We start from the raw sequence: 26,858 nt of genomic DNA on the forward strand, positions 1-26,858 counted from the left end.
ATTTGCTTTCCGCTCACATCACGTTTTATACAAAAATTGACAAACATGCATCTCAATGGTAGCATACGATCTATGGAGATATTGACGAAACTTTTTATCCAGATGAGCGATTTTGCCGTGTAAGCGACCACGCCGGGCTTACACGGCAGGAAATGGCGCTTCGTTTGCTGCATAGCCTCTGCCTAACAATCAGAGCTTTGCAACCATTCTTCTTGCACTCAAGCGTTTCATGACCTTCTTCCTGCTTCCATCTCTCGGCGGTGTCGCTGGGCACCGCTGTTACGTGCAACCTCAACCAGGACGTAGCCAGCGCTACTCTGTCATGCTTCTCTCTCAGCGGTGCCTCGACCATTCATTCTGTTTCATTCTCACTCAGTATTGGAGCAACATCTATGTCGATGGCACAACAAGATCCCGTTGAACAACTGCATGACATGACGCAATCGAGCCGCTCGATCCCGCTCTGGCGCAACCGTGATTTCTTACTCCTGATGAGCGGGCAGGGGATTTCATCGATTGGCTCGCAGGTCTCGCTGCTTGCATTTCCACTGCTTGCTCTGGCCCTTACTCATTCGCCAGCGCAGGCAGGCTTGATTACAGCTCTGCGCGGCCTCCCTTACGCACTGCTTGGCCTGCCAGCCGGGGCACTGACGGATCGCTGGAACCGCAAACACGTCATGATCCTCTGCGACACTGGCAGAGCTATTGCGCTTGCCAGCATTCCTATCGCTTTTCTGCTCGGCAATCTCTCAACTATACAGCTTGCCCTTGTCGCATTGATAGAGGGAACACTGTATGTTTTCTTCAATGTGGCAGAGACATCAGCGCTCCCCCATGTGGTCACAAAAGAGCAACTCACAACGGCGGTGGGGCAGAGTGAATTGCTCAATTCAAGCTCGCTCATGATTGGGCCATCTATTGGCGGCTTTCTCTATAACATCTCGACAACGATACCGTTTCTGGGCGATGCGATCTCCTATGCGATCTCGGCGCTTTCCCTGCTTTTCGTTCGTTCCCAGTTCCAGCGTGAGCGAACGAACAAACCACAACATTTGCGAGAGGAAATAAAAGAGGGACTACACTGGCTCTGGCACCATCCCATAATCCGTTTCCTTGCGCTGCTCACAGGAGGGCTGATCATGCCTTGTACGGGCTATGGCTTAATCCTGATCGTGCTCGCGCAGGGGCAACACGCCTCAACTACCGCTATTGGTTTTATCTTTGCCGCTGGCGGTGTCGGAGGCTGTTTTGGGGCTATCGTAGCAAGTCCACTACAGAGACGCTTCGGTTTTGCCAGAACAATTCGCTGGTCCGTCTGGATCTGGGCCTTGACCTGGCTTTTCTTCGCCATTGCCCCCAATCCACTCTTGCTAGGCATCTTAAACGGCCTGAGCTTTGCCATCGTCCCGATCTATATGGTAACCCAGTACAGCTATCGTCTTGCGACAATCCCAGACCACTTACGCGGGAGAGTGAATAGCATCTTCCAACTGATTACGCTTGGCAGCACACCTCTAGGACTGTCCCTCACTGGATGGTTGCTGCAAACGCTTGGCCCAATCCTCACTGTGATTGTGCTGTTTGTACCACAGTTCATCCTAGCGATTGCAGCTACTATCCATAAAGATTTGCGGTACGCAACGCTCACCGACGAACTACAGTAAAAATGGAAGAGAGCCTGCTTGAAAGGCAGGCTCTCTTCCCGTAAAAAGTTTACCGCAAGCTGTCTATCAGCCCTCTCATATACCCGATGGCGTACAGGCGACCACGCGTGGTATAGCCGGGCGTATCATTGGCGTCGCCCTCCATCGTCGGAACATGATCTGGGCGTATCGGGCCTTGAAAGCCAATTTCCTGATAACAGCGCATAGCTTCCACCATATTGGTCTGCCCATCATCATGAAATGTCTCGGCGAAATGGGCGGCGGTGCCACGCACATCTCGGAAATGGACAAAGTGAATTTTGCCACGCTCTCCAAAATAGCGAATAGCCTCTGGAATATTCGCCCCCATCGCAGCAAAATTTCCCTGACAGAACGTAATGCCATTATATTCGCTTGGTGCCATCTCGACTGCTCGTTTGAAGGCATCAACGTTGCTAAAGATGCGTGCAACTCCGCGAATTGGCGAGAGGGGAGGATCATCGGGATGCAAGGCCAGATGAACGCCAGCTTTCTCAGCGACAGGAAGAACGCGCTCTAGAAAATAGGCGAAACCGTCCCAGAGTTGCTCTTCAGAAACGATGCCCGCTTCCGTCAACGGAGCATGCTCCATAAAACTATGATCGTACCCGCTGACCAGCGCGCCGCCACGCGTACGAATGGTGGTCGAAGTACGCAACCAGCCAAAAACTGCCATGAAGTTATAGCACCATACGCGAATCCCCAGCGCTCCCATATTGGTGATCAACTCACAGATATGGTCCAGTTCTTCTTCGCGCCCCGGCAAGCCCAGTCGCACGCGATCCATCGGCGGCCAGCTCTCAATCACCGACAGGCGTAAGCCAGCATCAGCAAAACGCTGCCTCATGTGCAATAGCGAGAAATAGTCCCAGGTGGGAGAGGTGCCATCACGTCCACGCGGCAGGCTGCTCACCGCGTCGGTTACTCCAAGTTGCGCGGCCAGCGTCCACATTTCAGTCGGCTGAGGGGGAAGAAATAAGGCAAGTTGCATGCATTCGGACCTTTCTCTTTGTTGGGAACCACAGCGTTCCATGCTGTCAACAGGCGAACATCTCCAATGATAGTTTTAGCGCCGCACCTTCTCTTCTATTTAGAGAACACCATACGTACCGTACACTTCATCAATCGACATACCAGCAGCGATTTTCTCGCGCTCCTCGTTCTCTTTCTCAAAAATGGCTTCGACGCGCAACAACACTTCATCAACCAGATCTTTCGGGATGAGTTGCACGCCGTCGTTGTCGCCAAAAATGAAGTCGCCCGGCATCACTTTGACATAATGGGTGAGGTGTCCAGGGAGATAAATCGGTTTGTTGACCTCGGTAATAATCCAGCCACCGAAGGCATTGGGGCGTGTCCCGAAGCTGAAGAGCGGGAAATCAGGCATTTTGAGGACATATTGCGTATCGCGGCAGTTGCCAGCCAGGAGCATACCACGACATCCATGCGAGTAGGCAAGTTGACAGCTCATTTCACCAAAATGAGCTGGCTGCATATCGCCGCCACAATCGAAGCAGAGAATCGTCCCATCTTCAAGCGCCTCAATGGTATCCATCATACGTCTCTGAGGATGGCCCCCTCAGCCTCCCATTTCTTGCGCTGCGCCTCTCGCTCCTCTGGTGTAGTAGCTTCAACCAGCGAATGCAGTTTGATGGGAAGCGCGCGACCTGCCAGTTGCATCCCCTGACGCAGAGCCACAAACTGGCTAGAAAATACGGTATCGCGCACCCCAAGACTGGAAAGCGCATCGGAGACGCTGCCACCATAGCCAGCATGACGAAAACGAGCAATACGTTCCAAATCAGTAATTTGCAATTGACGAATCTGTGTTTCTGCCATTGAAACCTCCTTCTCTAATAAGTAGATACCATCTCTCCCGGCAAGATGGTACTGTTATATATTCCATTGTTATGCTACCACGAAAAACCGATCAACTTCTAGCCGGCTCTCCCTCCTCACTACAGGCTAGTTTCTGCTGTCGAGTGTCTCGCATCGTCTCTCATTTTCACATATTGTCCCACTTTGGACTGCTTCCAAAAGTGTTGAGATTCCTCAAGCAGACTTTCCGTACTCATAGACGCTATGGGAAACGACCTCAGGAAAGCTGGACCATATGTGCCAGAAAACGGTAGAATATGATACTCACCAATCAACCTCACTTAACCGCCGAATATGGGAGCCTCTTCCCTCCGTTGTGTCCACGCTCCTGGGATCGCACCCCAGGTGGCAACGGCCTCCTCCTCCCTATGAGTTTTTGCATGAATACAGTTCTATCTAGAATCTACGCGATGCGCAACGAAACGCGAACCGACAACTGATCACTCCCACCTATTTGCTTCCTTAAGGGTAGAAAGCACCAGGTTGTAACAGGAGAGAGCAATCTGCTGGGGAGGATCAGGCTGCTCCTGCTCAAACCACCAGGTAATGGCATCGACCAGCAATCCAGCCACCAGCGTAGGGACGAAGCCGGAAGCAAAGGCACGCTGCTCTCGCAGAACCTTTTGGTTCGCAGCGAAGCGGAATCCTGCTGTCTGTTCACCTACCACCTCGGCCAGACACGCGCGCATCTTCGCCTGAAACCAGGGACTCCCTTTTTCGCCAAGCAGTGCGCGATAGAGCCGCCCATAAGCGGTAAAATGCTCGAAGAGCCTCACAAAGGCGTCTGGCTGATGATCCTGCGAAGCCTGGTTCCAGCTCAGATCGATGTCATGCAACATCATCTGCATGGCTTCAAAAAAGAGCTGTTCAATCAGATCGTATTTATCCTGATAGTGTCGATAAAATGCTGCTCGACTGACCATCGCACGCTGGACAATCGCTTCCACGGTAAGCGCATCAAAGCCTTGCTCTTCAATCAAGGCCACCAATGCCTCCCGCAGCAGCTTGTGGGTCCGCCTCACCCGCAAATCACGGGAATTGTGAGTCATTTTGTGCTTTTTGTCTCCTATCTGACAGTTCCTCTGATCTGTGCTTGTCTCTCCCCAACAGCCGGTTTACACTTGGTGAAGAGACAGAATACTACTTAGGAGATTATGTGGCACAAATATACCTCTCTGTCAACTGTTCACGCGTCTTTACCAGCGCGCTGATTGCGAACCTCCGAGGTTTGGTCAACACTTTTCAACAGAGACGGTTGAGCGCTCCAATGATGGCTGAGGTGAGACTGTGTGCAATCTCTCACCTCTCAAGAAGAAAGGGAAGAAGCAGGCAATGAATATGAAGAACTCCACCAAGAACGGGAATTATGCTAACATCAACGGCCTGAGCATATACTATGAAATTCATGGCACGGGCCAGCCACTGGTTTTGCTCCCCGGAGCATTATCAGGAATAGGCTCAGCGTTTGGCAGGCTCATCCCGCTGCTTGCCAGAACCAGGCAAGTCATTGCGGTTGAACTCCAGGGCTATGGACATACCGCCGATATCGCTGACCGGCCCCTTTCCTACAAACACTATGCGGAAGATACGGCTGCCCTCCTAGAGCATCTTCGTATGAACCAGGCCGATATTCTTGGATATAGCTCTGGTGCAGGAGCTGCTCTACAGGTGGCAATACGTTATCCGCGCCTCGTCCGAAAACTGGTGCTCTGTTCGGTCACCTATACAAGTAGTGGGATCTATCCAGAGATGAGAGCGGGTATAGAAGAGTTGACTCCTGAAATTTTGGCAGGCTCTCCTTACGAACAAGAGTACCTCCAGACGGCCCCACGACCACAAGACTGGCCTCAATTGATTGCGAAGGCAAAAGCATTCAATAAGCAAATACAAGAGTGGCCGGCTTCGGATCTCAAGGAGATGAAATCCCCCGTTTTGCTCATTGCGGGAGATTCTGACCTGGTATGTCCAGAACATATTGCTGAGATGTTTCGCCTGCTGGGCGGTGGACACCCTGGTGACCTGATGGGTCTTCCGGCCTCACAAATGGCTATCCTGCCAGGTACAACGCATATGGGGCTTACTGAGCGAACCGATCTGTTCATGGCAATCATTCCTCCCTTCCTCGATGCACCAATGCCAGAACAGAAAGTCTAGTACAGATATCTGGTGCGAAATGGCTCTAAAGGATGATCGGTTTGGACGGCCCGATACTCTATGTTTCCACACGTTGGAGTCGTGTTTCTGGCCGAGATCATTCAGTTGAATGCCCTTTCCTACTGCTGTTGACGCTATAATGCACTCGGGTCTGACACAGTTTTGATGAAAAAGAGCCTGTTGCCTTCGGAGGACGTGGTCCTCCGAGCGTAAAGCGTCCATCTCTCGACGCATAATCAGACTGGAATCATCAAATGTGCGTCAGGCCCGCTCTTGGCTCATACATAACTTTAGTGAATCGAAAATTGCTGATCTAACCATAGACTCCTAATATGGGCATGCGCTTCTGGTGCGATCCCCTCGCCGGTATCTTCAACGGATATGGCGATGCGCTCCGGCTCAACCGTGACGACCAGGATGATGACGCCGCCAGGTGGAGTGTGGCGTAAGGCGTTGCGAACGATATTTTTGAGCGCCTGCTCCAAATGTGGCTCATCGACACTGACCAGCGGCACCTCGTCGGGCATATCCGCGACGATCTCTACTTTGTTCGTGCGCCAGGCGAGTGGGGCCACCTCGCATCGCATCTGGCTGCCTGCGATGTAGTCACCGCCCTGAAGGCCATCAATGCTTCAGATCATTTACCAATATGGGCCGAATTCCAGGAGCGCCGAACCGTGTAGGGGAAACATAACTCTTTGAACGATCAGGAAGCAGATCAATGACTTGGTGATCTTGCAGATCGACGAGAATCGTGCCGTAGGACACATTGCGACGAAATACCCAATCGTCTACGCCAAGGTGGATAGGGGTGGCATGGGGAGAGAGGGTTGTTGTACGTCGGCTCCTCTTCTGGTTTGGCTGTGCCGTTTTCCCATGTGCCATTTGCAATGATATGGGGCGTGAGCAGATCATCGTTGATCAGCATCACGCTTTGCCCTTTCCGAATAGTGATTTCTGCCTGGGCAAATTTGGTGCTATTCATATGCACCGTTGGTCCCGAGGCGGAGGAGTTCGAAGCACCACCTGCGCCACAGGCTCTCAGGATGGAGGTGAGCAGGCCGCATGGCACTAGGACGACCAGGAGTCTCATCACCTTCACGTGCTCTCTCCCTAACTAACGCACGAGCTGAGGAACTTTGCTCACCTCGCGCTCGCTTTGTTTGAGACGCAGATAACGCATGCCGGTCATGCCAAGCAGCACAAACGCGACCAGACCGACAAGGAGATGAGCGGTCCTGATAATCCAATGGAGATCGCCGACAAGCAAGATCATCTGTACGATCCCAAAGACAGGGACCAAAGGAGCATACACGATGCATACGGCTCCCAGGAGTCTTGTCCCGCGGTTTTGAACTGCTATGATCCCAATAATCAGCAAAGAGAGAACAAAGATCAAACCCAACGAGGCATGAACCATTTGCAGAGTTGGTAGGTTCATACCGCTTATCCAGATGAAGAGTCCGAGCGCCAACACGCCCAGACCCGCGATGCCTCCCACCCAGTGCAGAATATGTACCGTTTTCTTCATAGAACCATTTCCTTTCTGTTCAAGCAGAGGAAAGCGCTTCCCCGCTCTCCATAGAGATGTGTTTTGTCATGAACTGCGCGCATTTACTACAATGAATGTACAGGAGGAGGGCGATGGGAACAAGTACGCAATTCTATGTGACGAAAAGTGGAGTCAAGAAACATGACACGTGTCAAAAAGACCATGGTGTGCCCAATCGGGGGAGCGGGGTAGGAGGCAAGTGGATGTTCTGGATCTGGTATCATCTGCTCAGCGGAACCAAACGCGTCAGCGAATTGCAGAAGCTCCTTATGGGCGCGTCGCCAGTATGACCAGGCCAGATGGTAGGCAAAAGATAGGAGTGGTTTGCTAACAAGACGAAAGAACAACCGCTGAAATTCGGCAACACTGAGGGGAACCATCACCGGGAGATCAGGAGACAGGTTGGCTTGGACAGAATTAGAGGCTTCTGACTCGGGTGTCTGTTCAAACTTTTTTTAAGCACGTCTTCTTCCCCGTTGACTCACAGGGCTGTTAAATAGGCCATGGCAAGCATGGAGAGAGTCACGTGACGGAACTATCCCTGCCAGGAACGCACTTCGTACTCATCCAGACCCACCTCTCCTTTAGTTTCCTCAAAACACTGTTCCACTGTCCAGCGCGCCCCAAAAGCCTCTGGTTGAATGCCGTGGTCCATATCTCTTCAGGGGAAGAAGATGGACTTGCCATGGGGAAAAGCAAGGGCATATGAAGATTCCTTTGATGTTCTCATGTACTTTTCGTGAAAAAGATCTTTGTAAGGTTTGTGCATACGGCGAAGAGGGATCAATACGCCGATTCTAGCTGCACGAGCACGTGACGGATGAGGAAATGGCGAGGAAACGAGGGAAATCCTCGCCATTTCCTCATGCTCTCTTCACTTATAGGTAGGTCGGAGCGGTAGACCGGCACAGGATGCGCGAAAGTACCTGCTCAAGGAACAACACTGGGTTCTTAGGCTGTATACTGCTACGCCAGGCCACAAATCCATCAGGCCGCACCAGCACCACTCCCTCAACTGAGGTTCCCATTTTTGTTTGCCAGCTATTCTCTCCATCCAGCAACCCACCATCCGAGCCAATACGGTAGACTGCTAGTTCGATCCCAAGTGATGCGGCCACCTCTGGTGCTGCCGCATCCCAGGCTGTACCACCAGGGCCGGCGAGCAGAACGAAACGACCATCAAATAGGTCTAGCGTGGAGATGCGTTGCCCCTCTCGTTCGACCCATAGATGTGGCACCCGTGTCCCAGGCAGTCCGTTCAACTCCAGGGGTTTGAGCAACTCGATCCCATCCCGCACTGGCGTGGCCGCATCTTCTGAGAGGATCGCCTCTGAACAATAGCGATAGCCGACGATGGGATGCATGATGGACAGCTGGTCCTGAAGATCAGGGAGAGCACTTCCCCTGGCTTCGCTGATGTCTTTCCCAAACAAGATCGCTCCCGATCCCACCATCGACTGCTGAGCCGCCAACAAGCCGACGGGGCGCCGCTCCGTCTGATAGGTCGCCAACAGCTCTGGTGTCGCCTGCCCCTTGAGGACCGCAGCAAGTTTCCAGCCCAGGTTTTGCGCGCTTTGAATAGCTGTATTAACGCCCAGTCCCAGGTAGGGCGGCATGGTATGGGCCGCATCTCCCACCAGGAAGATCCGCCCTTGCTGGAACCGATCAGCCACTCGTTGAATGGGCTTCCAATCGGCGATATCGACGACCGAGACGTCCAGATCTGCTTTCCCCAACGCCAGGCGAATCAGCTTTTGGCAGCGCTCGGCGGGATAATCCTGTGCCGTTTCCCCTCGGGCAGGGGAATAGCTGATCATAAATAAGCCACGCTGCTGATCGGTAATCATAAACAGGCCGCGCACATCCTTGTTCACGATCTGGAACACATCATTTTCATAGCCTGCGACCAAAGCGCCCCAGTCTGCGCGAAAGTACGCAAAGATCTGGCACTCTGGAAGCGCCCCGAGTCCTTGTGTGGGGATGGCAAGGGTCTCGCGAATTCGACTATGCGCACCATCAGCCGCAATCAGGTAATCTGCCCGCACCTCGCTTTCTTTTCTGGTAGTGCGATCCTTGATGACTGCCATCACCCCCGTCTCATCTTGCGTGAAGGAAACAAGTTCGGTGCCATATCGTACATCCACGCTGCGTCTCCGCGCTTCAGCTAGCAGCAATGGTTCGAGCTTACTCTGGGGATAATACCATGCGAGGGGCTTCTGGGTGATGTCTTCCAGATGCTCAACCTCCGCGATGGGATTGAGGATTTCCTCTTGTTCGCTGGCGGCCAGACTGTGTTTGCGGAACATCCGCGAGAGCTTAGCTCCTCCAGCAAGGACCTCCGCTTCTAGTCCCAACCCTCGCAGCACTTCGATTGTACGGAAATTGAGGGAACGTGCGCGTGGATACCACGAGGTGTCGATCCGTCGCTCGATCAACAACGAGGAAATACCCTGCTGGTGCAACAAGAGGGACAGGGACAGACCCGCACCACCTGCTCCAACAATTAAAACGGGCACGTGTTCTTGAGTCATCACCAAATTCCTTTCTTTTTCACTTATTTACGTGTTTCAATGATCTTTCTCTGAGAGAACGCTTTCGCCTAGTCATCTCCAGGTAAGGCGGATCGCTCGTTGACAAGAAGAGCGGGTCTATGACAGGATACACAGGAAGTGATCCTTTGTCCTCCCAGTGTAGCCTGACCAGTGGGGAGAGGCAAGAAACAATCGGGGTCAGATGTCTTCGTTGAGACAAGGAAGGGAAAATGGCTCAATCTGCGAACAATTTACGCATCAAACGCACGCGTACCCTCCTGCGGACAGCCTTGATGGATCTCATCGAGGAGCGTGATTTTGAGGCGCTCACGGTGGGAGAGATTGCTGAACGCGCTATGGTGAGTCGAGCCGGCTTCTATCGCTATTATCAGGATAAATATGAACTGGTTGAGCAACTCTTTGAGGAGGCTGTGTGTACAATGATGAGCAATCTGAATGCTCATCCTCAGGTCGTCCGAGACTCCGAAGAAACGCAAACTATACCGGAACCCTGGGTGAAGTTCTTCGAGCATCTCGTGGAATACGAGCGGCTCTATCGCGTCCTGCTTGGAAGCTCGAAGAACTCATGGTTGGTGGCGAGCATGCGTGCCTCCCTGAGAGAAGCGCTGCGTGTCCGTGTCCAGCAGTCATCCTCGTGCATACAGAACGGCAAACACGTCGCCGACGCCTACGACAGACTCGCGCCCGCGCTTGCCGCCTCGCTGTTGATCGAGGTCATCATCCGCTGGTTTGAGCAGGGCAGACCAGAGACGCCCAGAGAAATAGCGTTACGCTCTTCGAGGCTATTGTCTTCGCTACTGAAAGAGGTGGGAACCTGGAAATGACAATCAGAGATGAGATCAAATCGGTGAAAATGGTGTCTGTTTCCTCCTGGTAAATGGAACGACATCACCACAACTCAACTGGCTGTGAGAGAAATACGGCCTGATGCGGAACTACAACTGTAGGACTAACAGTGTTCCCGATCCTTTACCCGGCTAGCCAGGAAACTAAGGAGATGAAGAAAGTCATAGCTTCCACCACGATTGATGCCAGACTCGTGCCGCTCTCAGAGCCTCGCGGGTCTCCTGAGAAAAAATCTCCTGACAGCGCTTCAATTCTGGGGCCGTATCGTACAGATCGACGATACCAAGATCAACCCCAACTAATGCTTCCACGATAGCAGCGGTGCAATAGGGAACATAAGCAGGGCTATAGCCGCCTGCCTGTAGCACCACAATTCGTCCATCACATACCTCTTCTGCCAGCCCCACCATACATTGAGCTATCTGACGAAATCCATCCATCGTCATCATCATCTGCGCCAACGGGTCTAGCCAGGATGCATCCTGCCCGGCCGTAACAATGATCAATTGAGGGCGATATTGCAATCCAATCGGCAGTACCAGTTGTTCAAAGGCCGCTCTATACCCCCTATCGCCAGTTCCCGCAGGCAGAGGAATATTCACTGTATAACCGATGCCAGCACCGTGCCCCACCTGATCAAGTTCGCCTGCCAGTTTGGGATACCAGTCCTGTTGATGCAGTGAAAGAAACAGCACACCAGGATCGCCATAGAAAGCGTCCTGAGTGCCATTACCGTGATGTACATCCCAATCCACCACCATGATCCGCTCCAACCCATAAGTATTACGCGCATAATGAGCTGCAATGGCAGTGTTGTTGAAAATACAGAATCCCATCGCCTTATTGCTCATGGCATGATGATCAGGCGGTCGCAGCAGCGCAAACGCGTTGCGCACCTGTCCCTCCATGACAGCGCGAACTGCGTTCATCGCTCCTCCTGCCGCATACAGTGCCGCAGTCAATGAACCAGGACTTAACGGAGTCTCCTCGTCAATCTCGCCCCAGGGAGCCTTGAATGGTCCGCTTGCCAGTCCCGCCTCGGCAAAGGCGCGTATCCCGGCAATATAGTCACGTGTATGATATGTCGCGATCTCGTCCTCAGTAGCTTCACGAGCCGCTATCGGCAACATGAGCGATGCCAGCCCTGAACCGTCCAGAAACTCTTTTGTACGGCGCGTAATAAAAACTGAGGAGGGATGAGGCTCCGGCGATAATTCAAACGAGCCAGCGCGCATCGTGACGGTTGTCGCAACTCCTGCATCATGTTCTAGAAATCGCTCATCAAAAACAAAGCCAGTGCGGTCTCTACTCATAGAAGATATCGTCCTTTCAGTTTCCACCATGTCCGAATCATCCACCACAAAAATACTTCATCCTGCCTTCACTGTATCACACACACTCCGACCCTGCTCTGTTTTCCATAGATCCATCGTAAGATCATACACATACAGCTTTCTCGATCTGATTTTTAAATCGTCTTGTAGAGGCGCAATAGAGCATTGCATTGCAAACATCAACATGATAGTATAGTTAGCAACATGGATCAGCATACCTATAATAAAAGTACAATTGATGAGATCGACCAAAGGATCATCGAAGCGCTCCAACAAGATGGGCGGCGTCCATTTACCAAGATAGCCGCCGATCTGGGCATTTCAGAAGCGAGCGTTCGACAAAGGGTTTCACATTTAATCAATACGCAGGTCATGCAAATCGTCGCGGTCACAAATCCAGTCAAACTAGGCTTCTCATCAGCAAGCATGATCGGCGTTCGTGTTTCCGGTGAGCGATTATTGGAGGTCGCAGAGGCAATTGCAGCCTTTGATGAAGTGATTTACTTAATTATCTGTGCGGGACGCTTTGACCTGATGGCGGAAGTCGTATGCCGAGATAATGAGCATTTTTTGAATTTTCTGACAGAGAAACTTTATAAAGTGCCAGGCGTTTTACAAGCGGAGACATCGATGTACCTGCGCGTCTGCAAGCAAAACGACTGGGCATTTCTTTCTCAGGCCAGACTTTCACCTTCTCCACCGCCCTCGACTCCAAATATAGAATAGATTAGCATACTATCTTTTCTTGCATCGTTTTCTCTATTTCATCATGGAGTTGAGAGCGACGCTGCGAGTAATAGTGGCAATCTCCCCGCAAAATCTCCTAAGATTGCTTTCTGGCGTGTACATGTTCCCTGAACTGGTGTATAATGCGAATGCAGGCATGCAAAACGCCGGGACAGGATGGCGTGCAGAGCATAAATTAAGCCAAACCTGCCCAACATCCTTACTCTGTTCGGCAGACATTACTAAGGAGAGAGACTCCATGCAAGAAGAAACACTTCCTTCAGGGACGGTGCTACATGGACGCTATCGTATCGAGCGTGTGCTGGGCAGCGGGGGCTTCGGGCATGTCTATCTTGCAGTAGACCTTGTGACCAGCCAGCAATATGCACTAAAAGAATATTTAGTGACGGGAAGTAGTGGCCAGGAACAGCTAAAACACGAGGCAACGGTCCTCAGTCAACTGCATCATCCCAATCTCCCCGCCTTCCAGGATGCTTTTATAGAGCGTGGACGCTATTATGTCGTCATTAATTACATTGAGGGGAGCGATCTCACCGATCTGATCCGCATCGCAAGGCAGCGCAACGAGATCATACCTATCGTGAAAATTACAGATTGGTTACGAGCTATCTGCGATGCAGTGATGTTCCTCCATAGCCAACTCCCGCCCGTCATTCACCGCGATATCAAACCAGACAATATTCGCATCATGACCGATGGGACAGCCGTTCTGGTCGATCTGGGCAATGCCAAATCATCTGCTGATGGCGCACGCACGCTATTTTTTATCCGCCATCAGGGAACTCCTGGCTATGCGCCCCCAGAGCAATATCCCGGCGGTAGTGGCACCGATTCTCGATCTGATGTATACGCATTGGGAGGCACGCTTTATTTCGCGTTGACAACCCACGAGCCACCCAGCGTTTCAGTGCGCAATGAGTCGATGCAAAAAGGCAGGCCCGATCTCCCCTCTTTGCAGGAAATACTTGCCAATAATCCACCCGAAGAAAGTCCAGAGGCTAACGCCGCCCGCCAATTTAGACTCGGAGTTACCAAGCCCTCCAAGCCGGCTCCACGTCATTCACGACATGTAGCCCAGCTTGGGACGCTGCCGCTTAATTTGCTCAACCAGCTTAATTATATTATTCAGAAAGCAATGGCGATGCGGCCTAAAGACCGTTATCAGACGGTGGCAGACTTTGCCAACGACCTGAAAAAGATTATCGCGGCACTTCCGGCACCACCCCCACCGCCACGCCCCATCGATCCACATAGCACGCAGCCAGACCTGCCCATGCTCTACGAGGCGTTGCAAGCAGCCAAAGAAAATAAGACAGCCAACACAGCCGATTCTTCTTCGACCTCATCGATGGAGCCTGCGGCCCCGGCAACGCAACCAGCTGGAGGAGATACCTGTCCACGCTGTAATGCGCCATTGGCATCATCGGCGTCATACTGCCCCCAGTGCGGCACGTCTCTCAATAATCCCAGCAAGAATAATACCTCCTATGCACAAATCCGTAAGGATATCTCTGCTGAAGAAACGATGTTGGTGCGGCCACAGGCGCAGGCTCAACAGGTTATAGCAGGGCAAAGGCCAAAAGCGACGCCAGCTGCCAAACCACCGGCCACAACATCGCCATCATCGACCGTTCCTGAAACACCAGTCCCACCAATCTCCTCTCAGGTGAAAAGCAACCCTGGCCCGACACCACGTGCAGGCTCGACAGCGACCCAGATATCACCCGTTTCATCGCCTGCACAGCAAAGCGCCTCTCAGGCTCAGGCTCAGGTGCCACCAGAAGATCTCGATCATACACAATCATCGTTTCTTGGCAGTTTTCAACCCGGAATGAAGTGGCTGATTTCGGCACTGGCGGTACTCATCGTACTGCTTGTTATCCTTATGCTCTTTATCTTTAGCCTTATGCATCATTAGTACGTTGAAAAGTGCAGTGTTTTCTTTGTGAGAGATTGCAGAAAACGACAACGAACAGGTCGTCACGGCTCTCATCTCAATGCAAAAAGCCGATCTCCCATAGCAGGACTTTCGCGATAAAAGATTGACAGATACCTCCCATCTTGCCTAAAATAAATAGGTGCGCGTCGCACATTTACATTCCGAATACCACTCATCTTTTAGGGGGTTATTATGTCTTTTATCTGTCCTCATTGCTCATATGAAAATATTGATCCCTCCACGTTTTGCGTCTATTGTGGCAAAAAACTAGCAACATCCGGGGCAAACGAGCAGGCTACCCCACCTTCTCCCTATGGTGCGGGAACATCATCCTCCACACCACAACCTGATGAGGACCAGGACAAAACGCTATCTACAGCAAAAAGAGCAGCCTATCAAGCTTCTCTCACTCCACCCAATACTCCACATTGGGGAGAAGCGCCAACGCCGCCACCTCCAATGGGCAACGCACCTGCGGGAGCGCCGAACTGGGGTCCAGTACCAACACCTCATGTTCTCCCACCACCAGACCTGTCCGCAGTCCCACCGGGGCAACAACCATGGGGTTCTCCTCCACCATCATATCCAGCACCATCTATGCAACACCCGGGGCAACAATGGGCACCACCTCCAGCTCCATCTACATCCTTCTCTCAAATGGGAACGTCAACATTAGCTACGGTGCGCAGTGCCCTTGCTGGTTATGGAACAGTAATTACACATCACTGCTGGCTAGTGGAGAGGAAACAGGCGCAGGGGAGAGAAACGCTGGCATCCACCGTCCAAGAACAACTCAAGCAACAACACTACATTGGCGCTGTTCCCCAGGTTATCCGTCTGGGCGAGGCGACAAAAACGCCAATGGAGCGCGAATTTCTGATGCTTCAGCGAGGCAGCGTTACAGAATTCATCTATGTAGCACCCGTCGATGATGCCCTCTACCTCTCACGGACAACAACAGTCCAACCCACGCTCAGCTATATACGTGCGGGTGTCACCACAATATTGTTGCTCGTCGTCCTGGGAGGTGCAGTCCTGGGAGGGCTGTTCGGGGCCAGCACAGCTACCTTCCTGGCGACAGGCATCTCATTGCTCTATAGCGCTGCGCTCATTCTTTTATTCAGTCTGCTTCTGTTCTCAATCATTTCATGGCTACAAGAAAAAGATGGGGCCAAGTATCTGCGCACAAACCGATTAAGCGACTTCCAGAGCGACGATGTAGCGATGCTGGAGCTGGCAACGGACCGAGCTCTACGCCATGCCATCAATCAGGCTGGCATTGATCCCATACACATCATACCGCCCGCACAGGGATATCATCCCAGGCGAAAAGTACGCCTTATCTAGCAAGATGGGACGCTATTGCCACATCTCTTGCAATGAATGGCGAACGCGTCCCAGCCAAGCGGGGAGAGCCGTTGCCCAGGAGAGACGCTCCATAATATCATCGATCAAGGTGTTATCCAGCTCTTCGGCATAAAAAATGTCTTCAAGAGGACCATTCACGGAGGCAATAGGCGAAACGAGCGTGAGAGCGTCCGTCAATAAGGCTGCTTCCCCTCGCTCCGGCGGATAGACTTCGCCATATGCCTGAAGAAACTGACGCGCACGTTCAGGGGCCAGACCACGTTTCACCAACGGGCGCGTCAAGCTTTCCCCGGGCTGCCAGGCAAGAGCACTGAAATAGAAGAGCGCATAGGCGACCTCAAAAATCCGCCTCTCCCAGCGCGACGCCTCCAATCCCATTACAGTGGTGACACCAAAAGATCCAAAGCGCAGATTCAGCGCGTGGTAATCTCCGTGAATATGGAACTCGGGAATGCCCCGACCTGCACCAATGGACATCATTGCAGCTGGCAAGACAGCCTCCCACTGATCAGCCCACTGCGAGAGCGCTGCCGCCAACGCCTGCACATCGCGGGCCTCAGCTTTGCCACGAGCCAGATTCAAGTAACCCTGCACCATCCCGCCAATATGGGCCTCTGAAGGCCAGCGATATTGCGGCCCCTTATATTCGCGCGAAGCCCGATGAATACGACCCAGCATCGTTCCAGCATCAGCGATCCAATCGAGCGAACGCGGATTTGCCGTACTGAACAATTCACCGCTCGTCCATTGCTGCAATTCAAAGCAGTCTTCGCCGATGGCAACAAATGGTTCGCCTTGCGGGGTCAAGTAAAGCTGAGGAATAGGAATACCTGCCTGTTGCAAATAGCGTTGAAAAGCGTAGCGATGCTGATTATCATCGCCCAGCGGTCCCTCTGGTCGCTCCCTGAGTATATAGCGCTCTCCCTGGACCTCGACAAGCATTTGTAACGCGGCGTTCGGCGTGTCTTCTAGAGGGCCAAGATTTTTCCAGCTTGTGATGCCAAAAGCCTGCATGACCTCATTAAGATCAAGCAGGTCTTCTGGCGTCTGACCATGAGATTCATGTTCGTGCATTGTTCAGACTTCCACAGGGAGATCCGGACGCGATCCCCACTCGTTCCACGAACCATCGTAATTCGTCAGGTTGGGATAACCAAGCATAGCCAGGCTAAAGAGAACGGTGGTCGCCGCCACGCCGCCATTACAATAGGCTACAACATGTTGTTCAGGCGACACTCCAGCAGCAGAAAATACCTGTTGTAGCTCTGCGTTGGGGCGAAATTCGCCCGTCGTCGGCTCGATAATCAACTCACGAGGAATATTGAGAGCGCCGGGAATATGCCCTCTCCTGCCCTCCCCGCGCACGATCTTCCCACTATACTGTCCCTGATCCCGCGCATCAACCAGCGCCACGCCTTCTCGACCCAGCAGCCCTAATACCTCCTCAGCGGTGGCTCGTAACTGCGGCTGCACAACGGGGGTAAACGTCGCGACAGGATACGCGGGAACGCTCCGATCCAACGGACGCCCCTCACGCTTCCATTTGGGAAAGCCACCGTTTAATACCACCACCTCACGATGGCCGTAGTAATTCAGTGCCCACCAGAGGCGGGTGGCGAACTGAGAGGCTGGATGAGAATCATAGGCCACAACCAGATGTTCATCGCCAATCCCCAGACGGCTCATCAACTCAGCAAAACGCGCAGGGGGAGCGATTTGCGCTTCCACCGCTTCGTCCAGGTCAACGATATCGCGGCTCCAATCGATATAAATAGCGCCGGGGATATGCTCCTGCTCATAGTCTTCAGGCGCTCCTACATAGTGCGCTTCCTGGAGGCGTTCTCCATGCTCGCCCTCGCGCTCAACGGTGCGAACATATCCTCTCATATCCACAACTCGCACAAGCGGATCGTGCAGGTGTTCGGCAAGCCAGGCAGTATCCACCAAAAAACGTTCACGTGCAATTGCCATATCAAAACCCTTCCTTACGAAAACAATCCCGCCGCCTCTGGATTATCCGTACTGACAAAATGAGCAGGCGAACCAAACACATTCATTGGTGAGACCTTCTCAATGCGCATCGAGGCATTCGGCGTTTGAGTGGTTACGTAGCGCTGCACAGTTAGCCCAAGAGGGCGGGCCAGAATCAACGCTGCAGTTGAGGCCAGGATAACGTTATTCGGAGTACTATATGGACGGCGCAACCTGGCTATCGTCATGGCAGACAATCCGGTCAGCATGCCAGCAACCGCGAGATTGGTACCGCAGCGCTCGTGAATCGCCAGTTCAGGCTGTGTTGTACGCAACAAATTCAACGCTTCCTGTGCTGTCGGAAGGATGGCCTCAGTAGGCAAGTCACCAAAGACAAAGAAGCCAGCGGCAAAAGAGATACCGGAGAGGCGAACTTCAGGGTATTTTCTTGACAACAAAACAATGGTAGCATGCTCCAGGGCATGATTCTGCTTTACAGCGCTGCCTAACATCAATTGTTGCGCGACCTGCACCACAGGGTTAATTGAACTCATACATGCACCTCTCATTTATAGAGGCATGTGGACAGGCAGAATAATCCTCCCGCCACATGACCATTACACAGAAGTAGATCGACAGAAATCAGCAGGGTGAAACGATTACCCCACACTAGTAATACTCCGATTACGGCCCGTAGGTTATATTAAAAACCACCACCTCGTCACCAAAATTGATCACATCCCCATCATTTAACACGACTGGCTGATGAATTCGGACGTTATTGACAAGTGTCCCATTGGCGCTTTGTAGATCTTCCAGAAACCAGCGGCCATCGCGAAACCAGAGACGAGCATGGCGACGCGAAACCGTTCGCCCGGCAATCACCAGATCGTTGCCATTCGTGCGACCAATCGTTGTCACATCTTGATGAAATCGATACGAGCGCCCAGCTGTCGGTCCATTCTGCATCGTCAGCAGCGCCAGGATAGGACGACCATTTGGCCCCGGGAAACGATCCGCACTGGCCCGCTTATTAGAAAGATCGTCACCACATGTCGTGCAGTAGAGACGCGTGCTGGGATTGGGTGCCCCACAACGGAAACAGGTTAGCGTCACAACAGGTTGCATTCCTGCATTCGGCGCTTGCGACGCATTCGGGTTGCTCCCAAGTTGACTGCTTCCTGGCAACGCCCCTGAAGAAGGTGCGCCTCTCATTTCAATTGCCGATGCCGCCGGATGAAGATTGCGCCAGGGGCGCGGCAGCACAAGGTTAGAGTCCGCCAGGGCATTGGTCAAAGCGCCGATCAGCATATCGGCCGATTGATAACGCTCATGCGGCTGCTTGGCCGTCATCGTCACGATCACCTGAATGATCGGTCCCGGTATCCCCTCACTGGTGAGCCGCTCAACGGGCAGCGGATCTTGCAAATGCTTGACCGTAATAGTTAGCGGGCTATCGGCGGTGAAAGGAACGCGCCCCGTCAGACAATGAAAAAAGACAATTCCGAGCGAATAAATATCGCTGCGTCGATCAACAGCCTGGCCAGTGCCCTGCTCTGGTGACATGTACTGAGGCGTGCCAATGCCTGTGCCAACCCGGGTAAGATTTGTGGTCCCTTCCAGGATTTTCGCAATCCCAAAATCCGAAAGGAGGAGATGTCCGTCCTTACGCAATAGCATATTCGCGGGCTTCACATCGCGATGGACAATACCATTGCGATGCGCACAATCCAATCCTTCCGCTGCCTGGATGATGCAGTCAGCAGCTTCAGGAACCGAGATCGGCCGCTTTAAGCGATCCTTTAACGTTCCCCCATCCACGTACTCCATGACGATATAGGTTATATTATCTTGCTCACCAAAATCATGTATCTGAACGATATTGGGATGGGCGAGCTTCGCAACAGAGCGAGCCTCTTGCTCGAAACGTTTGACGAAAACAGGATCTTGCGCGTGATAGGCCGGCAAGACTTTGATGGCGACATAGCGATCCAGGGTTGGTTGATACGCTTTGAAAACAGCGGCCATACCGCCCGTACCAATGCGCTCGACAACGCGGAACTGACCAAGCGATTTACCAACTAACGCATCGAGATTATCGCTCTTCTCCGCACGGCGAGGATATATATTTTCTGGTTGCATACCCCTGACGACTCCCTCTGTTCTGCCATTTGACCGTGTGCCAAATTCATGTTACCCACTCCCAACCTGCCCGGCGGGAGTGGATAAACCAAACAGCCTCATCACACACAATAATCTTACTTTTCTGTGTTTTCGCTCTCCGGGCAGAAACAGACCGCGTAGTAGATGAACAGTGGTCATTTGTATCTTCTTGATTATACAGATACAAACGCGTACTGTCGAGAGAGATCAAAATCTGTTCCTACCCCTCCAGTAACAAGACTTCAGGATCTTCCAGTAGCTCTTTGATCCGCACCAGGAAGCGCACTGCCTCGCTCCCATCAACGATCCGATGATCGTACGAAAGCGCCAGATACATCATAGGACGAATGACTACCTGACCATTCAGAGCGATAGGACGCTGCTCTATCTTATGCATACCAAGAATACCCACCTGCGGACCATTCAAGATAGGCGTCGAGAGCAGAGAACCAAACACGCCTCCGTTGGTAATCGTAAACGTGCCACCTAGCAGTTCCGCAAGCGAGAGCTTATTCTCCCGCGCACGCTTTGCAAGATCGGCAATTTCACGCTCAATTTCAGCAAAGCTTTTACGATCCGCATCGCGTACCACCGGCACCACAAGCCCCTCTTCTGCGCCAACCGCAATGCCAATATCATAATAGCGCTTGAGAATCATGTCGTTGCCCTGAATTTCGGCATTGAGACGCGGAAACGCCTTGAGAGCGCCGACGACTGCTTTAGTAAAGAACGACATAAAGCCCAGCGAGACGTTATGACGCTCTTTAAACGATTCTTTGCGACGGCTGCGCACCTCCATGATCGCGCTCATATCAACTTCGTTAAAAGTTGTGAGCATCGCTGCCGTATGCTGCGCCTCTACCAGACGTTGGGCAATGGTCTGCCGCCGACGCGACATCCGCACACGCTCTTCGGGACGAGCAGAAACCGCTGCCTGTCCTCCCACTTGCTGAGGTTGTACAGCCGGAACCGGTGAAGTAGGAGTCTCAACCGTCGAAACGCGGGGAATAGGAGCCGTTGGTTGTGTGCTCTGCTCCATATATTGAATAACGTCATCTTTGGTCACACGCCCATGCGGGCTTGAACCGCGAATTTGCGAAATGTCCAGATTATGCTCTGCCGCAATCCGTCGAGCAAGCGGAGATGGCGGTCGCTGCACATCCAATGCGCCAGTTGGCTGGCGTTGTGCTTCTAATGATCCTGTTGATGGACGCATCGCTTCCAGAGCGCCCGTTGACTGACGTTGCACAGGTGGTGGTGTCGGTTTTTGCGCGTTAGCCATTTCAACGGGAGCGGAAGTACCATTGGTCGCAGTTGCCGCCGCCTCCTCTCCTATTACAGCAATCACCTCATCAACAGAGACGACCTCGCCTTCCTGCTTCACGATCTTCTGCAAAACGCCATCTTGTTCGGCGCTGACTTCAACGTTCACCTTGTCGGTTTCCAATTCCACGAGGGTCTCCCCTCGCCGCACCTGGTCCCCCTCTTTTTTTTGCCAGGATGCGATAGTGGCGTCAACGATGGATTCGCCAAGCGTAGGTACGCGAACTTCAGTGGACATGTTCCCCTCCGGGTTGTCTCAGCGGCAGACGCATGGCCTCCGCAAGAATCCGTTCCTGTTCAGCGGCGTGTAAATCCCAGAAACCAGCCGCCGGGCTTGAGCGCTCAGGACGGGAGACAACGCTAATAGTAATATCGCGACCGACCAGATCGGTCAAATGTGGAGCCATGTAGCTCCAGGCCCCCATATTGCGAGGCTCTTCCTGCGCCCAGACAATCTCACGCACACCTGGATAGCGCTGAAGAACCCGTTTCAACTCTTCTTGTGGGAAAGGATAAAGCAACTCGACGCGCACAATAGCAGTGTCGCCGCTCTGCGTGCGGCTCTCGTGGGCCAGGAGATCAATCGCCATTTTCCCTGTACACAGTATAATACGGCGAATATCTTGTGTGTGTTCCCCAGCTCGTGCATCATCGATCACCGGCAAAAACGATCCCTCGGCCAGATCTTGCAGACGCGAGGTCGCTAACGGATGGCGCAACAGGCTCTTGGGCGTCATAATCACCAGCGGGCGCGCATAGCGATTCAGATAGAACGCCTGTAAGCGCAGCAAATGAAAGTATTGCGCTGCTGTCGAACAATTCGCCACACGCCAGTTATCTTCAGCTGCCAGTTGCAAGTAACGCTCCAGGCGTGCGCTCGAATGATCTGGTCCCTGCCCTTCATAACCATGAGGTAAGAGCATAACCAGCGAGGATGGTTGCCGCCATTTTGCCTGCCCAGATGCAATGAATTGATCGATGACGACCTGACCAACATTCGCAAAATCGCCGTACTGCGCCTCCCACAGCACCAGCGACTCCGGTGCCTGCACGCTATACCCATATTCAAAGCCCAGCGCGGCCGTCTCTGTCAGTGGACTATTGTAAATCGAGAATGAGGCGTGAACATCGGCGAGATGCTGCAAAGGAATATAGATCTGATTGGTGTCCTGACTGTGAAGCACAGCATGGCGATGGCTGAATGTGCCACGCTGCGAATCCTGTCCGGTAAGACGAATCGGCGTGCCATCAGTCAGAATCGAGGCAAATGCCAGCGCCTCCGCCTGTCCCCAATCGATCCCCCCCTCCGGCCCCAACGTATTTGCACGGCGTTGCAACGTACGGGCCAGTTTCGGATGCAGCGCAAAATGCTTCGGCCAGGACAATAGCTCTTCATTTAGCGCCGTCAAACGTTCAACAGACACAGACGGCACCTGCTCATCGGTAGAGAGCGCACCTTCCTCATCATTCACTGCCTCCACCTCGACCTGATACACGCCTCTATCGGCTTCGCTCTTCGCCTCCTCCAGCCTCGCCATCGCCTCCTTCACCATCTCGTCGGCTTCCCCCTGCGTCACAACCCCATCCTGCTCCAGACGACGCGCAAACAACTCGCGCACCGTTGGATGCTGCCGCACCACTTCATACATCTCTGGTTGCGTAAAAGCTGGCTCGTCCCCCTCGTTGTGACCCCAGCGACGATAGCCTACCAGATCAACGAGGATATCTTTATGGAACTCATCGCGATAGGCATGCGCGAGCCGTACGGCGGTCAGACAAGCAAAAGGATCATCGGCATTGACGTGAATAATAGGAATGCCAAACGCTTTACCCAGATCGCTGGCAAATAGGGTCGAACGGCTATCTATAGGCTCAGTGGTAAAACCAAGCTGGTTATTGGCGATAATATGAATTGTGCCCCCAACCCAGTAGCCATGCAGATGCCAGAGGTTCAAGGTTTCGGCTACCACGCCCTCACCAGGAAACGCCGCATCACCGTGAATCAGGATTGGCAACGTGTGGTCTACATCCTGGAGGGGAAAGCCAGCCACAGAGCGAATCTCCTGCGAAGCTCTCGTCATGCCTTCGACCACAGGATTGACAAATTCAAGATGGCTGGGATTGGGTGCCAGCACGACCTTCAAATCGACAGAAGAGGCTCCCTCTCCCAACAAGTTCTCTGCCCCCAGATGATATTTCACATCTCCAGTCCAGCCATACCCAAAGCTATCGCTCAAAGGGACGCCCTCTTCACGTTTGACATGCGCGAATTCGGAGAGGATAGCACCATAAGGCTTCTCAAGCACATGGGCCATGACATTGAGGCGACCGCGATGCGCCATGCCGATCATCACTTCGCGCGTCTCCGAATCGATGGCCCCGGAGATGATTTCATCGAGCATCGGAACCAGCACGTCGGTTCCCTCAATCGAAAAACGTTTCTGACCCGGAAAAGTTTGATGCAGATAGCGCTCAAAAACTTCTACCTGCGTCAACCTTTTCAACAATCTGCGCGCCTCATTTGGCGATGGCGTCTGATGGTATAAGTGCCAGCCCACCGCATCCCGTAGCCAACCACGTTCATCCGGGCTTTTTACCTGGTCAAACTCATAGCTAATGGTGCCAGAATACATAGCGCGCAAAGCATTAATCGCCTCAAGCGCGTTGCTCACCCCTTCAGCTGCATGACCACCAATCACGGTCGGCGGCAATTGCGCCAGGTCTTCGTCTCGCAAGCCATAGGTTTCTAGCAAAAGCGCTGGATCTCCCAGCGCTTCACTTCCCAGTGGGTCCAGGTGCGCGCCAAGATGTCCTCGCTCGCGAATAGCATGAGCCAGAGCAGAAGCAGCAACAATATGTGAAATCTCCTGATCCTGGAGCGGCGCGGCCTCTTCTGCACGTGTGGCCGCCACTCCATCTGGAGACCAGGAAGCAAAGAAATTTCGTGTGTCCTCATCGACGAACGCAGGATTTTGCTTATATCGTTCGTACAATTCAAGAACATACCCTGCATTCGGTCCATAGAATGTTTCCAGGTTGTACATACACGTTCCCTTTGGTTCGGTCGATATCGAATCGAGTGTCTACAAATGCTTTCATGAAAAAACTGAAGAGTCATTTGTTTTATGATCTTTCCTAAATCTAAGTATATCACCTCGGCGCGGTTTTATTCGCCCGCGCCAACAGGCAGCCATACCCTACGATCTCTAGAGCCGAAAGAATCGACAATACCATAGCAAAAGACATCTTCAAATGTGAAATGAATTACGTGCGATCAAGGAGACCCTTGATCGCACGTAATTCCTGTTGTTAGTCTAGCGTCTGGTTATCAAACTGGATATTTTTTATAATCCAGGAATTTTCTTCATTTTACGACTGATGGGGGGATTGGTCAATAGATCGGAGATAAAAGCAGGACTCTCGAATATTGAACGAAACAGCCAGGAAACGATGCGCTCCCTGGCCATACGACGGATGAAGCTACTAATAAAGGAAACCATAACTGGCTGGCGACCAGGACAGCACGGAATAAATCTGCACCATTGCAGCCTGCTCTAACAGCTGGGTTGGTTTGGTAGAGTCGAAACGGAACAGGCCGGTCGCGGCATCACGATAAGTGCTCCAGACCTTATCAGCGTACGCCTGCATTGCCTGGATATACTGCTGATTATGATTCACCGATTGCAACAAGAGCAGATTTTTGAAGAAGATCGAGTTAAAAAATGCAGGTTGCGAATACAGACGATTATCAGTGTTATAGAAATCTAAAGCGGTGCTGGCGATGTTTTCAGCTCGCTGTAGATAAGTCTTATCTCTGGTTATCTGATAAAACAGCGTATTCACACCAACGGGAACGCCCTGATTATAGCTCCATTGAGTTTTCTCAATGTTGCCGCTCAGATCGATATGATCCCAATAGAGTCCGTTGGGAGCAAGCAAATACTTATTGGTCCATTCATACATTTTGCTCGCCCAGTCCAGATATGATTTATCTCTGGTGATCTGGTAGAGACGCAGGCCCATCTCGGCTCCCGGCATATTGGAGACGGTGTTGCGGTCGTGACTCCAGGTGGCTTGCGTCCAGAACACGCCGCCTGGTGCTGGATGGCTTGTATCAGTGTCCCACCCGGAGACAACCAGTTTGAAGATATCTTCGGCGCGCGCCAGAGCTGCCTTATCACCAGTCGTCAGGAAGAGCTGCAACTTCGCCAGCCCAACCCATTCGTTATCATCATAGAATTTATCGCCGCCATTGCCATACGGAGGGCGAGGATAAGAGTCGTATCCAGCAACGCCAGTAGTTCCGGTCGTATTCCAGTAGTGTTCCTGACCGACTGAACGATCAGCCACCGCAGCCTTGTAACCAGCTCCCAGGCCGGGAACAGTGGAAAGGTCAATCGTTGCAATATGGGCCTGCGAAAACGGCCACTCGTAAGAATAGGTGTTATCGCCCGACTGAGCAGGATATTGCTCTAGATACAGATGGGAACCGTCCTGCTTGTAAAAATATTTTTGCATCGCATTATAGGATGCAACCGCCCGATCCCGATTGCTCACTCCCGCCGCCTGCACGCCACCAGACCAGGCGAAAGAGCCAATAACGGCACCACCAAGCACACCACTCAGAAGTTTGATTGTTGTTCTACGCTTCAAAGCATACCTCCTCTGGTATCACTCAGCACCGCGCTGAAGCCTATTACTGTCATCAGTTGAATCACGCTGCCTTCTATGACAACGTTGTCAACACAATACCATTGAAAGCGACAGTACGTCAAGGAACAGGAAGGTCAATAAACTTTTGTCTGCGACAACAATATGCTGTATCTTAGCGAAATCGGGTGGAAGGGTGCGACGGAAGAAAAAATGGTTGTATTTTGTTACCTATTATGGTAATATAAACTTGCTGTATTCCAATATAGCCGCTGTCAGCTATGCAGGAAACAGGTGATGGACCTGCACGGGTTTTCTCGCTAATGTTTCCAAAAGCGGCAGAACAAAGAGTAGCAAGCAAAAACAAGATCGCATCAGCAACGACGGAGCGAGTAAGCGACCAGGCAAGATACAGAGAGTCCGGGTATGGTGAGACCGGATGCAAGCGGGTATGCTGAAAATCACTCCAGAGCCGCCAGCCGAAGAGAGCAAAACAAGTAGGCCAGGCCGGAACCTTCCCGTTATCACGAAGGACGTAATCCAGTTGTGTATAGTGCCCAGCTTTCATGGAGCACAGACGACGGAATACGGAGAACCGAGCGAGCTAGAGCAGCATCTAGAAATGATGCGTATCTGGCTAAAGAGGGTGGTACCACGGGAGTTCCTCTCGTCCCTGTATTGGACGAGGGGTTTTTTATT

General features: G+C 52.4%; 23 protein-coding genes and 1 other annotated feature. Of the genes, 7 read left to right on the forward strand and 16 right to left on the reverse strand.

Annotated elements, in window-relative coordinates:
- Positions 1-392: 392 nt before the first annotated feature.
- Positions 393-1,664 carry an MFS transporter gene (locus tag K3T83_RS05070; RefSeq protein ID WP_220201888.1) on the forward strand — a complete coding sequence of 424 codons (1,272 nt, stop codon included), beginning with the start codon at positions 393-395 and terminating at the stop codon, positions 1,662-1,664.
- A gap of 49 nt (positions 1,665-1,713) precedes the next feature.
- On the opposite strand, the gene K3T83_RS05075 is transcribed toward K3T83_RS05070, so the two are convergent.
- The 4 genes from K3T83_RS05075 to K3T83_RS05090 all read right to left on the reverse strand — a co-directional run bounded on the left by K3T83_RS05075 (position 1,714) and on the right by K3T83_RS05090 (position 4,609).
- On the reverse strand, positions 1,714-2,673 hold the full coding sequence (locus tag K3T83_RS05075; protein WP_220201889.1) for a mannonate dehydratase: 960 nt from the start codon (positions 2,671-2,673) through the stop codon (positions 1,714-1,716).
- Positions 2,674-2,772: 99 nt separating this feature from the next.
- Positions 2,773-3,240: an RraA family protein gene (locus K3T83_RS05080; RefSeq protein ID WP_220201890.1), complete on the reverse strand. Its 468-nt coding sequence runs from the start codon at positions 3,238-3,240 to the stop codon at positions 2,773-2,775.
- Positions 3,237-3,521 (reverse strand): hypothetical protein, encoded by a 285-nt coding sequence (locus K3T83_RS05085; RefSeq protein ID WP_220201891.1) that lies wholly within the window; start codon positions 3,519-3,521, stop codon positions 3,237-3,239. Before K3T83_RS05085 ends, K3T83_RS05080 begins: the two co-directional genes overlap by 4 nt.
- Before the next feature lie 479 nt (positions 3,522-4,000).
- The gene (locus K3T83_RS05090; protein ID WP_220201892.1) at positions 4,001-4,609 is read right to left on the reverse strand and encodes a TetR/AcrR family transcriptional regulator; all 609 of its coding nucleotides are present in this window, start codon (positions 4,607-4,609) and stop codon (positions 4,001-4,003) included.
- A 283-nt stretch (positions 4,610-4,892) separates the two neighbouring features.
- Here K3T83_RS05090 and K3T83_RS05095 point away from each other — a divergent pair, with 283 nt between their 5' ends.
- On the forward strand, positions 4,893-5,714 hold the full coding sequence (locus K3T83_RS05095; RefSeq protein WP_220201893.1) for an alpha/beta fold hydrolase: 822 nt from the start codon (positions 4,893-4,895) through the stop codon (positions 5,712-5,714).
- Positions 5,715-6,004: 290 nt separating this feature from the next.
- On the opposite strand, the gene K3T83_RS05100 is transcribed toward K3T83_RS05095, so the two are convergent.
- The 3 genes from K3T83_RS05100 to K3T83_RS05110 form a co-directional block, all read right to left on the reverse strand.
- Positions 6,005-6,301 (reverse strand): sensor histidine kinase, encoded by a 297-nt coding sequence (locus tag K3T83_RS05100; RefSeq protein WP_220201894.1) that lies wholly within the window; start codon positions 6,299-6,301, stop codon positions 6,005-6,007.
- A gap of 131 nt (positions 6,302-6,432) precedes the next feature.
- Positions 6,433-6,816 (reverse strand): hypothetical protein, encoded by a 384-nt coding sequence (locus tag K3T83_RS05105; protein WP_220201895.1) that lies wholly within the window; start codon positions 6,814-6,816, stop codon positions 6,433-6,435.
- A 15-nt stretch (positions 6,817-6,831) separates the two neighbouring features.
- Complete coding sequence (locus K3T83_RS05110; protein WP_220201896.1) at positions 6,832-7,245, reverse strand: hypothetical protein; 414 nt, start codon at positions 7,243-7,245, stop codon at positions 6,832-6,834.
- A 113-nt stretch (positions 7,246-7,358) separates the two neighbouring features.
- Here K3T83_RS05110 and K3T83_RS05115 point away from each other — a divergent pair, with 113 nt between their 5' ends.
- Positions 7,359-7,556, forward strand: coding sequence for a winged helix-turn-helix transcriptional regulator (locus K3T83_RS05115; RefSeq protein WP_236064822.1), 198 nt, complete (start codon positions 7,359-7,361; stop codon positions 7,554-7,556).
- 588 nt (positions 7,557-8,144) lie between these two features.
- Here the strand turns inward: K3T83_RS05115 and K3T83_RS05120 are convergent.
- A complete protein-coding gene (locus K3T83_RS05120; protein ID WP_220201897.1) occupies positions 8,145-9,797 on the reverse strand; it encodes an FAD-dependent monooxygenase in 1,653 nt (550 codons plus the stop codon).
- A 230-nt stretch (positions 9,798-10,027) separates the two neighbouring features.
- On the opposite strand from K3T83_RS05120, the gene K3T83_RS05125 reads away from it, so the two are divergent.
- Positions 10,028-10,642 (forward strand): TetR/AcrR family transcriptional regulator, encoded by a 615-nt coding sequence (locus tag K3T83_RS05125; protein ID WP_220201898.1) that lies wholly within the window; start codon positions 10,028-10,030, stop codon positions 10,640-10,642.
- Positions 10,643-10,825: 183 nt separating this feature from the next.
- Here K3T83_RS05125 and K3T83_RS05130 read toward each other — a convergent pair whose 3' ends face one another.
- The gene (locus K3T83_RS05130; protein ID WP_220201899.1) at positions 10,826-11,977 is read right to left on the reverse strand and encodes a class II histone deacetylase; all 1,152 of its coding nucleotides are present in this window, start codon (positions 11,975-11,977) and stop codon (positions 10,826-10,828) included.
- A 225-nt stretch (positions 11,978-12,202) separates the two neighbouring features.
- On the opposite strand from K3T83_RS05130, the gene K3T83_RS05135 reads away from it, so the two are divergent.
- The 3 genes from K3T83_RS05135 to K3T83_RS05145 all read left to right on the forward strand — a co-directional run bounded on the left by K3T83_RS05135 (position 12,203) and on the right by K3T83_RS05145 (position 16,031).
- Entirely contained in the window at positions 12,203-12,724 is a 522-nt protein-coding gene (locus K3T83_RS05135) for an Lrp/AsnC family transcriptional regulator (RefSeq protein WP_220201900.1), read from the forward strand.
- Positions 12,725-12,983: 259 nt separating this feature from the next.
- The gene (locus K3T83_RS05140) at positions 12,984-14,663 is read left to right on the forward strand and encodes a serine/threonine protein kinase (protein ID WP_220201901.1); all 1,680 of its coding nucleotides are present in this window, start codon (positions 12,984-12,986) and stop codon (positions 14,661-14,663) included.
- A gap of 213 nt (positions 14,664-14,876) precedes the next feature.
- Positions 14,877-16,031 carry a zinc-ribbon domain-containing protein gene (locus K3T83_RS05145; protein ID WP_220201902.1) on the forward strand — a complete coding sequence of 385 codons (1,155 nt, stop codon included), beginning with the start codon at positions 14,877-14,879 and terminating at the stop codon, positions 16,029-16,031.
- Between the two features lie 12 nt (positions 16,032-16,043).
- Here the strand turns inward: K3T83_RS05145 and K3T83_RS05150 are convergent, their stop codons facing one another.
- The 7 genes from K3T83_RS05150 to K3T83_RS05180 form a co-directional block, all read right to left on the reverse strand.
- Positions 16,044-17,126 carry a phosphotransferase enzyme family protein gene (locus K3T83_RS05150; RefSeq protein ID WP_220201903.1) on the reverse strand — a complete coding sequence of 361 codons (1,083 nt, stop codon included), beginning with the start codon at positions 17,124-17,126 and terminating at the stop codon, positions 16,044-16,046.
- 3 nt (positions 17,127-17,129) lie between these two features.
- Positions 17,130-18,023 (reverse strand): sulfurtransferase, encoded by an 894-nt coding sequence (locus tag K3T83_RS05155; RefSeq protein ID WP_220201904.1) that lies wholly within the window; start codon positions 18,021-18,023, stop codon positions 17,130-17,132.
- A 14-nt stretch (positions 18,024-18,037) separates the two neighbouring features.
- Complete coding sequence (locus tag K3T83_RS05160; protein ID WP_220201905.1) at positions 18,038-18,577, reverse strand: DUF6391 domain-containing protein; 540 nt, start codon at positions 18,575-18,577, stop codon at positions 18,038-18,040.
- A 130-nt stretch (positions 18,578-18,707) separates the two neighbouring features.
- On the reverse strand, positions 18,708-20,165 hold the full coding sequence (locus K3T83_RS05165; RefSeq protein ID WP_220201906.1) for an FHA domain-containing serine/threonine-protein kinase: 1,458 nt from the start codon (positions 20,163-20,165) through the stop codon (positions 18,708-18,710).
- Between the two features lie 241 nt (positions 20,166-20,406).
- Positions 20,407-21,747 carry a 2-oxoglutarate dehydrogenase complex dihydrolipoyllysine-residue succinyltransferase gene (gene odhB / locus K3T83_RS05170; protein WP_220201907.1) on the reverse strand — a complete coding sequence of 447 codons (1,341 nt, stop codon included), beginning with the start codon at positions 21,745-21,747 and terminating at the stop codon, positions 20,407-20,409.
- Positions 21,737-24,553: a 2-oxoglutarate dehydrogenase E1 component gene (locus K3T83_RS05175; RefSeq protein WP_220201908.1), complete on the reverse strand. Its 2,817-nt coding sequence runs from the start codon at positions 24,551-24,553 to the stop codon at positions 21,737-21,739. Before K3T83_RS05175 ends, odhB begins: the two co-directional genes overlap by 11 nt.
- Positions 24,554-24,992: 439 nt before the next feature.
- The gene (locus K3T83_RS05180) at positions 24,993-26,162 is read right to left on the reverse strand and encodes a glycoside hydrolase family 76 protein (RefSeq protein WP_220201909.1); all 1,170 of its coding nucleotides are present in this window, start codon (positions 26,160-26,162) and stop codon (positions 24,993-24,995) included.
- 368 nt (positions 26,163-26,530) lie between these two features.
- Positions 26,531-26,837 (forward strand) — a binding site (T-box leader).
- The last annotated feature ends 21 nt before the right edge of the window (positions 26,838-26,858 follow it).

Source organism: Reticulibacter mediterranei (assembly GCF_016587455.1).